Below are 13,920 nucleotides of genomic sequence, written 5' to 3'. Positions count from 1 at the left end.
TGGTTCTATCGTCAGACCCCGCTGTGGGGACCCGAACGGCGTCAGGTCGAGGGGGTGGCCGTCGTCCCGTTCGTGGGCGTCCCCGTCTCGTTCTCGGCAGGTTCGTCCGTGCCGTCGTCCTCGTCGAGTTCGGGCGGTCCGGGGAGTCGGTCCGGGGCCTCGCCCGACGCGAGGAACGAGAGGAGGTGCCCGACGAACACCTCGTTGTCGGCGTCGTACACCTCCGAGCGCTCGGCGAAGGAGGTGTCGGCGACGAACACGAGGTTCTCGGAGCGGGCGACCGTCGGGTAGCGTCCGGGTCGGCGAGAGTCGAGCGTCTGAGTGCCCGCGACCGACCGGTACACCACGTCCGCGTCGTCGCTTCTGACCGCGACGTAGCCGCCGGCGTCGAACGTCACCGTCTCGACGCCCTCGGTCAGCGGGCCGTCGCCGCGTGGCGAACTGTAGATGCTCTTGAAGTTGTTGTCGTTGGCGCTGTCGTCGATGTTGAACAGCGGTTCCGCGCCCATGGTGACGCCGTAGGCCCCGGTGAGGTCGTTCGCGCCGAAGGAGACGGTGGTCGACGTCCCGCCGAGGAGACCGGTCGAGACGCGGCTCTGGGTCGGTTCTGCGAGGACGACCACGTGGCCGCCGGCCGCCGTGAAGTTCCGAACGACGGCCCGTTCGCCCTCGGAGAAGCCGTCTGTCGGCTGGACGACGAGCAGTCCCGCGGTGCCGGCGAGCGTCTCGTTGTAGGGCTGGTCGTCGGGCGCATCCTCGGAGAACGCCACCGAGTGGCCGGCCCGGAACACGGCCTCGAAGGCCGGTTCCAGTTCCGCCCGCTCGAACTCGTTCCCGTGGTCCGTGTCCACGAGGATGCGGGCGTCGCCGCCCTCGACGGCTATCGTGCCCGTCTCGGGGTCGACCTGTGGGTTGACCCGCGCTGGCTGGAACTGCGCGGGCGACTGCCCGTCAATGCCGGCCCCGTCCGGGGCACCGGGCGCTCCGCCGACGACGAGGCCCAGTAACGCGGTGCCGCCGACGAGGACGCCCGCGACGACGATGTACGTCGCGACGAGCGTGACGACGCGGGCGTCAGTCATACACGTACACCTCCCCGTCCGAGGCGTTGCCCCGCGGGACGCCCCAGACGGCGTAGTACTCGACCGGTCGCTGGAACTCCTGTTCGCCCTCGTCGGCCCCGTCGGACCCGTCGACGTAGACGACGCCCCCCTCGACGCGTTCGACGTCCTCGTTCAACACGAGTACCTGCACCGGACGCTGAGTGCCCGTGTAGACCACGTCGTACTGGTCGCCCTCGATGTCCTCGGAGAGGGCGGCGGCCCGTTCGATTGCGGTGCCGAGGTCGCCGATTCGGTCGGCGAACCCGTTCTGGACCGCCCGGGTGCCCAGATACGTGCGACCGCTCGCAACCTCGTTCCGACTCAGCGTGAGTTCGTCCCCGCGGTGGCGCATCACCGTCCCGACGAACGCCCGCTGGAGGGTCTCGATGTCCTCACGGAGGCTATCGAGGCTTATCTGGGCCTTGTCCGGGCCCGACCGGACGAACTGCTCCTGCTGACGGGCGGTGTCCTCGATGGCGCTCCGCGGGGCCTGTACGATGACGCCGATGCTGCCGACGTTCGAACTCGGCTTCACGACGATTTCGTCGGCCGGCGAGATGCCGAAGTACCCGCCAGAGGCCGCGGTCCCCTCGACGTAGGCGACGACGGGCATCTCGCTGGCGGTCCGGTTGACCGCCAGATAGAACTCCTCGCTCGCGTCCACGGGCCCGCCGGGGCTGTCGATTCGGAGGACGACGGCCGCGACGGAGTCGTTCTGGCGTATCTGTCTGAGGCGCTGCGTGACGGCGTTGACGTTGGCGTCGTCTGTGCTCCCGCGGAGCGTGACGACGGCGACGCTCTGTCGGTCACCGCCCGCGCTGGCGGTGACGTCCCAGACGACGGGACCCAGAACGACCGCCGTCACGACGGCGGCCGTGACGACGACCACGTACGACGCCGTGGTAGCTGGTGATATATTCATCTAGCCTGACACGAGCTGAGGTAGGTGCCATCGGACGAATAGCTTTGGGGAGGCTAGCGACGGCGGGCCGCCAGCAAACCGGCACCGACGGCGGCCAGAAGCGCGACGACGGGACCGAACCCGGGTCCGGACCCACCGGTTGTCCGCGTCGTCGTTCCGGTGTCCGCTCCGTCCCCGTCCGAATTAGAGGGCGTCGCCGTCCCGGGGTCCGCCGTCGCGGTGGTCGGTCGCTCCGTCCGCGTGGCCGCCGCGCCGACGCTGACTGTCGCGTTCGCGTCGCCGGCGCTGACCGTCCTGTCGCCCGGCGTCTCGAACCGGTGGACGAACGTGGCCGTCGCCGTGTCGTTGGCGGCCACCGAGACGGTCAGGTTTCGCGGCGCTCCGACACCGGTGAGACGCACCGTCTCGTTGCCCGCCCGTCGGCCGGCGTTCTCGACCGTGACGGTCACCGCGACGGGGTCGCCGACGGTGGCCTCGGAGATGTTGGTTCGCACGGCAGTCACCGACGTCGCCGGCACCGGGACGCCGACGGTGAGTTCCGCGGGCGCGACGCTCGTGACCCGGTAGCGGTACCGGCCGTCGCTCCGGTTGACGAGCGTCGTGTTCAGCGACCGCACCGACCCGTCGACCGTCCGGTAGGCGGTCACCGACTCGGCGCTCCCGTTTCCGAGGCGGCCGTCCGGGAGGCTGAACGTCGTCGTCGCGTTCGTCTCGCCTCGCGGGTCCGTCGCCAACACGCCGAACGCCTCGATTCCGACCGCGTCGACGCTCGCGTTCTCCGGTCCGGCCACGCGGACGATGACCGGACTGACGCTGGGTCGAACGGCGAGTCCCTCGTAAGTCAGACCGTCGTCGGTGACGTTCGGCGCCACGTCCAACGGGTCGTCGCTGGAGGGGTGCGAGAGGCTGACGATGGCGCTGCGCGCGTCCGGGCGGTCGACCAACACGGTCGGACCGCGGGGTTCGGGGGCGGGCGGTGCGCCACCGCCACCGCCGCCACCGCCGCCGGAGTCGTCGTCACCGTCACCGGAGTTGCCGTCGTTACCGCCGCCCGACCGGTCGTCGCCACCACCACTGTCGGACCCGTCGTCGTCACCGCCGCCTGCGTTCCCGCCACCGGACTCGCCGCCCGAGGACTGTGGACGAACCGTGACTGCCGTCGTGTCGGCGGCGGTTCGACCCTGTCCGTCTGTGACTTCGAGTTCGAAGGCGAGGGTCGTCCGTTCGTCGACCGAGGGGACGGCGAACGACGGCGTGAGACCGCTCGCGTCCTCCAGCGTGACGGAGGGGCCGTCGACCTGCGTCCACTCGTAGGAGGCGTCGCCGGACGCCGACGAGTCGCGCCCGTCGAGCGACGCCGTTCCGCCCTCCGTGACGGACTGGTTCTCGCCGGCGGCGGCGACTGGCGGCGGGGACCCGTTCGCCGTGACGGTGACCGCGTCGGTGCTGTTCAGCGCCCCGTCGCCGACGGTCACCTCGAAGGTCAACGGCGTCGGTTCGTCTACGTCGGGTGCGGCGAACTCGGGCGTGGCGCTGTCGGCGTCGGCGAGCGAGACGGTCGGTCCCTCCACCTGTCGCCACGCGTACGTGAGGTCGTCTCCGTCCGGGTCTGTCGACCCGGTCGCGTTCAGTTCCACGTCGGACCCCGGTTCGACTGCTCGGTCGGGGCCGGCGGCGGCCGTCGGTGCCCGGTTCTCCCGTTCGACGGTCACCGAGACCGTGTCGCTGTCGCTGGACCCGTTCGCGTCGCCGACCGTCAGTTCGAACGTGAGCGCCCGCGTCTCGTCGACGTCCGGGGCCTCGAACTCGGGCGTCGCCGTCCGGTTGTCGGCCAGCGTGACGTCCGGACCCTCGACCTGCGTCCAGCGGTAGGCAAGGCCGTCGCCGAGCGGGTCCGTCGACCCGGTGCCGTTCAGTTCGACCACCGTGTTCGGCGCGACGGTCCGGTCGTCGCCGGCGGCTGCCGTCGGCGTCGGCGTGGCCGCCGACCCCGTGACCTCGACCACGTCGGCCGTCTCGTCGGTGACCCGTTCACCGGTGTCCTCGTAGATACCGGACCCCGTCGCGCGGAGTTCGTACTCGCCGGCCGCCGCCGTCTGCGGGACCCCCACGGTCAACTCGACGGAGTGGTCGTCGCCGTCGAGCCACAGCCACGCGCGCTCCTCGGAACTCGAGTAGCTCCCGTCGTCGTCCTCAACGGTGACGGTCCAGTTCGACGGCAGCGAGACGTTGATGCCGGGCGCGTCGACGTCGTCGACTTCGACGCTGACTTCGACGGCGAGCGAGCCGCCTGGAGCCACCTCGTCGCTACCGAGCGACTGCTCGACCACCACCGCGTCGTCGGGCGCGGCGACTGCCGTCGGGACGGCGAGGACGGCGAGGACGGCGAGGGCGGCGACGGCGACCGCCCGGTGTCGCGACGCCGACATCAGCACGGCCGACCTGACCGGCGGGGGCGGTATCGCGTCGAGACGCTGGGAGTGAATCGAGAGCGGGACGGAACCATCGGTGTCCGTAGTCGTGACCGCCGACCGGATTGTTATGGCCGCGTTGTCCGGGTAAGGCCCGCTTTCCCGTTTCCGTTGTATACACCTTGTTCGAGGGGTGATTCGACAAAGCTCGCTATAACAATAGCGCCGTCCCCGCTAGACGGTACTCGAATGAGCGACCCACCGTCGGTCTCGCGCCGTGCAGTACTGAAACAGGGGAGCGCCGCCGTCGCGTTCCTCGCCGGCGGTGCCCGCGTCGGCCGGGTGCGGGCACAGCAGACCCACCCGCTGTTGACCACCGACTTCGACAGCACCGACCGGTACGCCGACCCCGGCGAGCGACTCGACGACTTCGAGGACTTGGACGAGTGGAGCGAGGACGAGGGGACCCTGAGCGCCGATACGGACGAGGTGTACCGAGGGTCCCAGTCGGCGAGGCTCTCTACCCCCGCGGACAGCGACGCGGACGGGCTCGCCATCAGCAGAGAGTTCGACGGACTCGACCTCTCGGACCGCGACCTCTCGATAGCGCTCCGTCTCGGAGACCCCGACACCGAGCAACTCGTCGTCGAGGTGGAAGACGAAGACGGCGACTACGTCGAGATGAACCGGCGGACCATCTCGCCGACGTACGGGTGGTTCCGCATCGACCTCGGGGTCACGGCCGAGTCCGGCGACCCCGACCTCTCGTCGGTCGAGGAGATACGAATTCGGTTCAACAGGGACAGCGACGCCCCGATGCTCGTCTGGGTGGACGACCTCGGGACGACGCCGCGAGTCGACGGCGGCCGAGTCGTCATCGCGTTCGACGACGGCGGCATCACCCAGTACACGCGCGCCCTCCCGATTCTGGAGTCCTACGACTTCCCGGCGATTACCTGCGTGAACACGGGCCGGGTCGACAGCGACGCCTACCTCGGCGAGGACGAGATGCGCGAGATGCGCGACGCTGGCTGGGAAATCGGGAGCCACACGGTCGACCACGCACGGCTGACGGACCTCTCGAACGACGAGGCCCGGAAGCAGGTCGCAGAGGCCAAACGGTGGCTCGTAGAGCGCGGGTTCGAGGTCGGGTCGGCGATATTCACCTACCCGTGGAGCAGCACCTCTCCGCGCATCCGCTCCATCGTCAAGGACTACCACTACCTGGCGTTCACCGACGGCAGTATGCCACACGGCGCGCAGTTGACCGGGCCGCTCACCGTCGGCCGCGTGTTCGGCGAGAAACGGGACCGCGTCGAGGCGACGCTGGACCTCGCAGACAAGTACGGCCAGACGGTCGTGCTGGCCTACCATCAGGTCGGCGCGGGCGACTGGATATCGGAGTCGGCGTTTCGGGAGACGATGGCTGGCATCGCCGAACGAGGGCTCGACGTCGTCAAGCCTTCGAGCCTCCTGACCGAGTTACTCGACCCGCCGGTGACCGAAATCGAACCGCTGTCGGTCCCCCGGGTCGTCGCCCGCGACGGCGACATCGGACTCGCGGACGTCCAGCGGGCCGTCCACTGGAACGAGCAGGACGCCTACGTCCCCCGGACGAACGGGGAGAAGGTGGACGACGAGACGTTGGCCGAGATACTCGAGATGTGGGAGAACGGTCGTTAGAACAGTCGTTCGAGTAAGCCGCGCTTACGGTGTTTCTCCGCCATCAACACGGAACAGTCCACGTCGTCGACGAGGTCCATGACCATCGACCCGGAGACGAGGCGCCGGAGCAGTCCCTCCTCCGTCGCGCCGACGAGCAACAGCGACGCGTCGTCCGCCGCCGCCGCGATGGCCGACTCGACGTCGCCCTCCTCGACGCGTATCTCGGCGTTCGCGAGGCCGTGGTCCGCCGTCCACTCTTCGAGGAACGCCTCGGCCTCCTCGCGGCCGTCGTCGGCGACGTTGAGCACGGTCACCTCGGAGTCGTACTCGGCCTGCAGCATCTGTGCGACCGACGCCGAGAGGTCCGAGTCCGGACCGCCGGCGGTCGGGAGGAGGATGCGCGACGGGTCGAACCCGCGGTCCCGCAAGACGAGGAAGTCACAGGGGACCGCCTCCGTGAGTTCGTCCATGGCGGACTCCGCACGGCCGGGCGACCCGTGTGAGTTCGGTCCCCACCCCATCACGACGAGGTCAGCCGTGTGGGTCCGTGCGGCGTCGAAGATGGCCTCGAAGGACTTGTGGGAGATGATGGTGTGGGTCTCGACGTCGACGCCGAACGTCTCAGCGTCCTCGCGCGCTCTGGTCAGCAGATGTTCCGACGTCTCGTCTATCTCGTCGGCGCGTTCGGCGGCGCTCCCCAGCGCCGTCTGGTCGGGGACGGTGACGATGTGCGTGGCGACGACGGTGCCGCCGCGCTGTTTGGCGAGGGCGCTGGCCAGCGTGATGAGGTCGCGTTCGTGTTCGGGATTGGCCAGCGGGACCATCACGCGGTACTGGCCCCCGTCCGGTTGGACGCCGGCGGCCGCGTTGACTGCCGCGTCCGGCAGGTCTTTCGACCGGGAGACGATGTGTTCGGAGAGGATGCCCTGCTTCTCCGTCCGCGTCCGAGCGTAGAAGGCGTACCAGAGGACGGCCGCCCCGGCGATGGCGAACGAGAGCACCAGCGCGTCGCCCGAGACGAACGCCAGGAGCGCGAACGAGAGCACCGCACCGAGAATCGGCAGGACCGGGAACAGCGGGACGGTGAAATCGGGAGCGTACTCCTCCGGGTCGACGTACCGCATGACGATGAGCGCGCCGTTCAGCAGGCCGTAGATGATGAGGTGGAGGCCCGACGCCGCCCCCGAGAGCAACGTCAGGTCCCCGATGACGATGAACAGCAGGATGAGGCCGCCGGTGATGCCGATAGCCCGGTAAGGCGTCCCAAACCGGGGGTGAATCTCGTTGAGCGCCGGCGTGACGATGCGGTCACGGCCCATCGCGAAGTTGATGCGCGAGGACGCGAGGATGGAGGCGTTCGCGGAGGAGGCCGTGGCGAGGAGGCCGCCGAACAGGAGCGCCCCGCCCATGGCGGCCCCCTGTAGGTACTGGCCCACCTCGACGACGGCGATGGGTGGCGTCTGGTTCGGCGCGAGGTTCTCGAACAGGCCCGCGATGAACCCCTGCGGGACGGCCGCGCTCATGATGACCAGCACCAGCGCGTAGATGACCGTCACGAGGACGACGCTCCCGATGACGGCCCGCGGCAGGTTCTTCCCGGGTTCCTGAATCTCCTCGGCGACGCTCGTAATCTGGACGAAGCCCAGATAGGAGACGAAGATGAGCCCCGTCGTCTCCAGCGTCGTCACGACGCTCCGGGCTTCGGGCAGGTTCGCGGGGTCGGCCCGCAGGGTGCCCAGCAGCGTGAACACGGCGAGGATACCGACCAGCAGAACGACGATGGCGTTCTGCAGGCGTCCGGTCTCCTTCGCGCCGACGTAGTTGATGAGCACGAAGAAGGCCGCCCCGGCCAGCGCGACGAGTTTGACGGCCGACATCGACACCGGGCCGAGGCCGACGGTGCCGCTCAGGCCGAAGATGCGAGCGATGTAGCGGCCGAACCCGACCATGTAGAACGCGCTGGCGAAGGCCAGTCCCAGCCAGTTGGCCCACCCGGCGACCGAGCCCAAGAGCGGCCCGAGCGCGTGGTTGACGTAGTAGTACGCCCCGCCCGACTTCGGCATCGCGGTCCCGAGTTCGCTGGCCGACAGCGCCGTGAACATGGCGATGACGCCACCCAGCACGAACGCCACCGAGGCCATCGACCCGGCCTTGATGATGGCGTCGCCGGGGAGGACGAAGATGCCTGCCCCTATCATCGTCCCGACGCCGATGGTCAGGGCCGCCAGCGGTCCGAGGTCCTTGGCGAGTTCCTCGTCGCTCATCCTGTCCCCTCGCTCTCCTCGCCGCCCGGGAGGACGACGACAGGCCGGTCGTTCTCGGTCACGAGGCGGAGTGCGACGTCGCCCGTCGCCAACTGCACGAGGCGGTTCCCACCGCGCGGCGTGACGACGACGGCGGAGGCGTCGACGTCCTCGGCGGCGTCGAATATCGCCTCGACGACGTCGGTGCCGTAGTAGACGTCGGTCTCGACGTCCCCGAGAACGGCCCGCGCCGCCTCGAACATCTCCTCGGCCTCCATCTCTCGCTGTTCGACGCCCGCCTTGTCCGGCGCACCGCCGGCCTTCTCGACGACGTGGACGAACACCGCCTCGCCGTAGGACTGCCGTGAGAGCGCCCGAGCAGAGGTCTCGGCGTCCTCTTCGCTGGCGACCGGGACGACGACCCGTTCGAGCAGGTCAGCCATGGCACCGTCCCTCCGTGGTTGCCCCGTGCTGTCGGCAGTCTAGCGACGTAACCGTGGCTGGCCAATACATATCCGTTTACAGTCGCGCACAACCCTTAACCCTCACGTCTGCCGGGAGTTCGAGAGATAGAAATACACTTCACGCGGCCCGCTGAACGGGGGGCGTATGAACGATGCGGAGGGTCGCAGGTGTACGTCGTAATCGTCGGCGCTGGCGAAGTCGGGTCCGCTATCGCCGAGAGTCTGGCCGACACGCACGACGTCGCGGTCGTCGACATCGACGGTGACCGCGTCGAAGAACTGGTCTACGACGTCGACGTCTTGGGAGTCGAAGGCGACGGCGCCGACCTCGACACGCTGGAGGACGCCGACGTCGAACGGGCGGACATCCTCATCGCCAGCACGGACGACGACGAGACGAACATCGTCACCTGCGGCACCGCGATGACCGTCACGGACACCTTCACCATCTCCCGGGTGAAGAGCGCGAAGTTCCTCCGGACGTGGGAGCAGTCCGAACGGGCCTTCGGTGTGGACCACATGGTCGCGACGAACCTCCTCACGGCCGAGACCATCACGCGTGTCGTCGGCCTGCCGGCCGCACAGGACGTCGAGACGTTCGCCGACGGCCTCGTCCAGATGGCCGAGTTCGAGATAAGCGAGACGAGTCCCGTCGCCGACCAGACCGTAGAGGAGGCCGACCGCTACGAGTCGCTGACGTTCGCGGCGATTCTGCGCGACGACGACGTCGTAATCCCGCGCGGGGAGACGGTCCTGCAACCGGGCGACGACGTCATCGTCATCGGCAGTCAAGAGAGCGTCCACACGTTCGCCCACGAGATTGCGCCCGACGTCGACGGCGCGCGGAACGTGTTGGTCGTCGGGGGGAGCGACGTCGGCTTCCACACCGCGAGGCTCCTCCAGGAACGCGGGCTGAAGCCCCGACTCGTCGAACAGGACCACGAGCGCGCCCGCGAACTCGCCGAGGAACTGGAGGGCACCACGGTCTTGGAGAGCGACGCGACCGACCGGGAGTTCCTCGAACGCGAACACGTCGCCGACGTGGACATCGTCGTCGCGGCGCTGGACAACGACGAGAAGAACCTGCTGGCGAGTCTGCTTGCGAAGCGCCTCGGCGCGAACCGCGCCGTCGCCGTCGTCGACTCCGGTGCGTACGTCCCGCTCTTCGAGGCCGTCGGCGTCGACGTGGCCGTCAACCCGCGAGAGGCGACGGCCGAGGAGATAACTCGGTTCACCCGCGAACATCAGGCCGAGAACGTCGCCATCATCGAGTCCGACCGCGCGGAGGTGCTGGAGATAGAGGTCAGCGCCGAGAGCGTCCTCGCCGACCGGCCCATCCGGGAGTCGGTCGCGGACCTCCCCGACGGCGTCGTCATCGGCGCCATCACGCGCGCGGGCGAACTCGTCATCCCGCGCGGTGACACGGTCATCCAGCGAGGCGACCACGTCGTCCTGTTCGTGGACGCGGAGTCGCTCGAAGCCGCGAGCGCCGTGCTGTAAGCATGTTCGGGACGACGGCGAACGGCCGTAGCATTCGCGTCGACTGGCGGGCGGCCGTATCGCTGGTCGGTAGCGTCGTGAAGTACCTCTCGGTGGCGATGCTCGCCCCGATGGTCGTCGCGCTGTACTACGGCGACGACGTCGGCGTCTTCGGCGTCACCATCGTCCTGACCGTCTTCGCGGGCATCGCCCTCGAACGCGTCGACACCGACCCCGACCTCGGGGCCAGAGAGGCGTTCCTGATGGTGTCGCTGACGTGGCTCGCGGTCACCGTCGTCGGGGCGGTGCCGTACGTGTTGGCCGGGGCGGGCACCGCCTCGACGCTGGCGGACCCGGTCAACGCCCTGTTCGAGTCCATGTCCGGGTTCACGACGACGGGGGCGACCGTGATGGGGAGCATCGGGTTCGAGCGCCACTCGCACGCGCTCCTCCTGTGGCGGCAGTTGACCCAGTGGCTCGGCGGCATGGGTATCGTCGTCCTCGCCGTCGCCATCCTTCCGGAACTCTCCGTCGGCGGTGCGCAGTTGATGGACGCCGAGGCGCCGGGACCGGGCATCGAGAAACTCACGCCGCGCATCGCCGAGACGGCACGGGCGCTCTGGCTCGCGTATCTCGGATTCACCGTGTTGGAGTTCCTGTTGCTGTACGGGGCACACCTCGCCGGGTTCGCGCCGAACATGGGACTGTACAACGCCGTGGCCCATCCGCTGACGACGATGCCGACGGGCGGGTTCTCGCCGGCCGCCCGCTCCATCGAGGCGTTCTCGGCGGTCGCACAGTGGATAATCATCCCGTTCATGGTCGTCGCCGGCACCAACTTCGCGCTCATCTGGCGGGCGACGCAGGGGAAACCGACGGTGTTCCGCGACGACAGCGAGTTCAGGTTCTACGTGGGCGTGATGGCCGTGCTGTCGGCCGTCATCGCGGGTCTGCTGTTCGGTGGCTTGGGGCCGGGCCTGTCCTCGGTTCCGGAGGAAGTGCTCCCCATCGGCGGGAGCGCGGAGCGAGCGGTCCGTCACGCCACCTTTCAAGTCGTCTCCATCGTCACGACGACGGGGTACGCGTCGATGGACTTCAACACGTGGAGCGAGGCCACGAAGTACCTCCTCCTGTTCGGGATGTTCGTCGGTGGCTCTGCGGGGTCTACCGGGGGTGCCATCAAGATGGTCCGCTGTCTGGTCGTCCTGAAGTCGCTCCGACGGGAACTGTTCACCACGATTCACCCCGAGGCAGTCAGGCCCGTCCGCCTCGGCGGCCGCGTCCTGGACGAGCGAGCGCTTCGGGGCATCTACGCGTTCACCCTCCTGTATCTGGTCATCTTCTTCGTCAGCGTGGCCCTCGTCTTCGTCGACGTCGCTCGCGTCGGCTACTCGGTCTCCGCGTTGGAAGTGATGTCGGCCGTCGCCGCCACCCTCGGGAACGTCGGGCCCGGGTTCGGCGCCGTCGGTCCGATGAACGGATACCTGAACTTCCCGTGGACGAGCAAGGCGTACATGATACTGCTGATGTGGGCGGGACGGTTGGAGATACTCCCGGTGTTCGTCCTCTTGACCCGAGCCTACTGGCGTTCTTGATGCTGAGACAACACTTATTAAGGATGTTGTACAATTGAGGTGTTGTGCTGAGTACCTCGTCGGTCTTCGAGTTGCTAGCCGCGGACTACCGCCGGCAGATACTCGTCCTGCTCTGCGAATCGCCGTCTATCGAGGTACCGGACGCACTCGTGAAACGGTCAGGGGCTACGGAGTGGTGTGACGAGGCGACGAGCGACGGGACGGCGGTCGTCGACTCGACGACCGCCATCGAACTGTACCACGCCCACCTGCCGAAACTCGCGGCCGCGGGCGTCGTCGACTGGGACCGCGAGAGCGGCGTCGTCTCCCGCGGACCGGAGTTCGAGACGGTCGAACCCGTCCTGACCCTCCTCGTGGACCACAGTGACCGGGTCCCCGGCGACCTGTTCTGAGTGCCCTCAGCGTTGCCAGAACGACCGGGTGAACACGACCAGCACGGTGATGATTTCGAGTCGCCCGGCCCACATCAGCAGTATCATCACCGCCTTCGTCGTGTCGGGCAACATCAGGTAGGACCCGAACGGACCGAGGCGACCGAACGCCGGGCCGATGTTCCCGATAGCCGCCAGACTCGCGCCGACGGCCTCTAGCGGCGTGAGCGCGATGCCGACGCGGGTGGCGTCAAGCGAGATGAACACCGTGGCGACACCGAACAGGAGGAGGTAGAGGAGCGTGAACCCGACGACGCCGCGAATCGCCTCCTCGTCGACGACCACGTTCCCGAGGCGGACCGGCCTGACCGCGTCCGGATGGCTGGCGTGGAACAGTTCCCGACGGAGCGTCTTCAGGACGATGAGCCAACGGACCACCTTGACACCGCCGCCGGTGGACCCGGCCGACCCGCCGACGAACATCACCAACACGAGGACGAGTTGGCTGTGGGTCTCCCACTGGGCGAAGTCGCTGGTCGCGTAGCCCGTCGAGTTCATCAGCGACCCGACCTGAAAGGCCGCCTGTCGAAGCGCGTTCGCGAACGCGCCCTCCGTGGTGCCGCCGATGGCCAGCGTCGGCGCGGCACCGGAGAAGAGCAAGCCGAACAGGACGGCGGTGAAGACGGCCGTCGCGCCGGCGTAGGACCGGAACTCGGTGTCCCGTAGCGGCGCTCGCAGGTCGCCGTCGAAGAGGTGCCAGAACAGCGCGAAGTTGGTGCCGGCGACGACCATGAACGGGATGAGGACCCACTGCACGGCTGCCGAGAACGCGGCGATGCTCTCGGCCTTCGTCGAGAACCCGCCCGTCGGGAGCGTCGAGAAGGCGTGGGCCACCGAGTTGTAGAGGTCCATGTTCGGCGCGTAGCCCGTCAGATGGAGGCCGTAGAGGAGGACGGCGAGCAGCGCTGTGAACGCGAAATACGCCTGCCAGAGGATGCGGGCCGTCTCGCTGATGCGGGGCGTGAGTTTCTCCAGCGTCGGTCCGGGGGCCTCCTCGTTGATGAGTTGAGCCCCGTTCACCGCCAGTTCGGGGAGGATGGCGACCATCAGGACGATGATTCCCATCCCGCCCAGCCACTGGGTCACCTGCCGCCACATCATCACGGCGTGGGAGTGTCGACCGACCCCAATCTCGCCCATCACGGTCGCACCAGTGGTGGAGAACCCGGACATGGACTCGAACAGGGCGTTGACCGGGTCCGCCAGCGTCGAGGCGGTGCCCGCCCCGGCCAACACGTACGGCACCGCCCCGACGGCGGCGACGACGAACCACGTGAGCGCGACGAACAGCAACGCCTCTCGCTCGCGGAGTTCGGTGCCCGGGTCCAGTCGCTCGACGGCGAGTCCCAGAAGCACGGACCCGACGATAGAGACGCCGAAGACGCCAGCGTCCTCGCCGTAGACGAGTCCGACGACGAGGGGGACGAGCATCGCCACCGAGAGGTACTTCACGACGGTTCCGGTGAGCGCGACGCTCTTGCGCCACTCGACGACCGTGTTCATCCGCCGGCCCCTGTCACGTCGGGGTGCGAACGCCCCGCCCTCCTCCGACCGCGTCCGGCCGACCCAACCAGTCGGGCCGTCGGGGTGTCGACGCCCGGGTATCC

10 protein-coding genes are annotated in these 13,920 nt (G+C 68.6%); 4 read left to right on the top strand and 6 right to left on the bottom strand.

From position 1 onward, the window contains the following. Window positions 1–41: 41 nt before the first annotated feature. From Hhyl6_RS14695 to Hhyl6_RS14685, 3 genes are read right to left on the bottom strand one after another with little or no spacing between them, the layout of a single operon-like run. The gene (locus Hhyl6_RS14695; protein WP_483740008.1) at window positions 42–1,082 is read right to left on the bottom strand and encodes a DUF4350 domain-containing protein; all 1,041 of its coding nucleotides are present in this window, start codon (window positions 1,080–1,082) and stop codon (window positions 42–44) included. Continuing rightward, window positions 1,075–2,025: a S49 family peptidase gene (locus tag Hhyl6_RS14690; RefSeq protein WP_483740007.1), complete on the bottom strand. Its 951-nt coding sequence runs from the start codon at window positions 2,023–2,025 to the stop codon at window positions 1,075–1,077. Before Hhyl6_RS14690 ends, Hhyl6_RS14695 begins: the two co-directional genes overlap by 8 nt. Before the next feature lie 53 nt (window positions 2,026–2,078). Continuing rightward, entirely contained in the window at window positions 2,079–4,454 is a 2,376-nt protein-coding gene (locus tag Hhyl6_RS14685) for a PKD domain-containing protein (protein ID WP_483740006.1), read from the bottom strand. 231 nt (window positions 4,455–4,685) lie between these two features. Between Hhyl6_RS14685 and Hhyl6_RS14680 the strand changes: the two genes are divergently transcribed. Beyond that, entirely contained in the window at window positions 4,686–6,119 is a 1,434-nt protein-coding gene (locus Hhyl6_RS14680) for a polysaccharide deacetylase family protein (RefSeq protein ID WP_483740005.1), read from the top strand. Here the strand turns inward: Hhyl6_RS14680 and Hhyl6_RS14675 are convergent. Together Hhyl6_RS14675 and Hhyl6_RS14670 are read right to left on the bottom strand one after the other, a co-directional pair. Continuing rightward, entirely contained in the window at window positions 6,116–8,365 is a 2,250-nt protein-coding gene (locus Hhyl6_RS14675; protein ID WP_483740004.1) for an amino acid permease, read from the bottom strand. The two genes, Hhyl6_RS14680 and Hhyl6_RS14675, sit on opposite strands and share 4 nt — an antisense overlap. Next, window positions 8,362–8,787 carry a universal stress protein gene (locus Hhyl6_RS14670; RefSeq protein WP_483740003.1) on the bottom strand — a complete coding sequence of 142 codons (426 nt, stop codon included), beginning with the start codon at window positions 8,785–8,787 and terminating at the stop codon, window positions 8,362–8,364. Before Hhyl6_RS14670 ends, Hhyl6_RS14675 begins: the two co-directional genes overlap by 4 nt. Window positions 8,788–8,976: 189 nt before the next feature. Here Hhyl6_RS14670 and trkA point away from each other — a divergent pair, with 189 nt between their 5' ends. From trkA to Hhyl6_RS14655, 3 genes are read left to right on the top strand one after another with little or no spacing between them, the layout of a single operon-like run. Beyond that, window positions 8,977–10,308, top strand: a complete 1,332-nt coding sequence (gene trkA / locus Hhyl6_RS14665) for a Trk system potassium transporter TrkA (protein ID WP_483740002.1) — start codon at window positions 8,977–8,979, stop codon at window positions 10,306–10,308. A gap of 2 nt (window positions 10,309–10,310) precedes the next feature. Beyond that, window positions 10,311–11,882, top strand: coding sequence for a TrkH family potassium uptake protein (locus tag Hhyl6_RS14660; protein ID WP_483740001.1), 1,572 nt, complete (start codon window positions 10,311–10,313; stop codon window positions 11,880–11,882). Window positions 11,883–11,926: 44 nt separating this feature from the next. Next, entirely contained in the window at window positions 11,927–12,274 is a 348-nt protein-coding gene (locus Hhyl6_RS14655; RefSeq protein ID WP_483740000.1) for a DUF7344 domain-containing protein, read from the top strand. Between the two features lie 6 nt (window positions 12,275–12,280). On the opposite strand, the gene Hhyl6_RS14650 is transcribed toward Hhyl6_RS14655, so the two are convergent. After that, the gene (locus Hhyl6_RS14650) at window positions 12,281–13,816 is read right to left on the bottom strand and encodes a TrkH family potassium uptake protein (protein WP_483739999.1); all 1,536 of its coding nucleotides are present in this window, start codon (window positions 13,814–13,816) and stop codon (window positions 12,281–12,283) included. Window positions 13,817–13,920: the final 104 nt, after the last annotated feature.

The sequence above is a fragment of the Haloarcula sp. H-hyl6 genome, from assembly GCF_056934455.1.
Note: the sequence above shows the minus strand (reverse complement) of the source record. Positions and strands in the feature narration are given on the sequence as shown.

What these genes read in the sequence shown, in the direction of transcription:
- Hhyl6_RS14695 (WP_483740008.1), bottom strand. Translation starts at nt 1,082, where the DNA reads ATGACTGACGCCCGCGTCGTCACGCTCGTCGCGACGTACATCGTCGTC.
- Hhyl6_RS14690 (WP_483740007.1), bottom strand. Translation starts at nt 2,025, where the DNA reads ATGAATATATCACCAGCTACCACGGCGTCGTACGTGGTCGTCGTCACG.
- Hhyl6_RS14685 (WP_483740006.1), bottom strand. Translation starts at nt 4,454, where the DNA reads ATGTCGGCGTCGCGACACCGGGCGGTCGCCGTCGCCGCCCTCGCCGTC.
- Hhyl6_RS14680 (WP_483740005.1), top strand. Translation starts at nt 4,686, where the DNA reads ATGAGCGACCCACCGTCGGTCTCGCGCCGTGCAGTACTGAAACAGGGG.
- Hhyl6_RS14675 (WP_483740004.1), bottom strand. Translation starts at nt 8,365, where the DNA reads ATGAGCGACGAGGAACTCGCCAAGGACCTCGGACCGCTGGCGGCCCTG.
- Hhyl6_RS14670 (WP_483740003.1), bottom strand. Translation starts at nt 8,787, where the DNA reads ATGGCTGACCTGCTCGAACGGGTCGTCGTCCCGGTCGCCAGCGAAGAG.
- Hhyl6_RS14660 (WP_483740001.1), top strand. Translation starts at nt 10,311, where the DNA reads ATGTTCGGGACGACGGCGAACGGCCGTAGCATTCGCGTCGACTGGCGG.
- Hhyl6_RS14650 (WP_483739999.1), bottom strand. Translation starts at nt 13,816, where the DNA reads ATGAACACGGTCGTCGAGTGGCGCAAGAGCGTCGCGCTCACCGGAACC.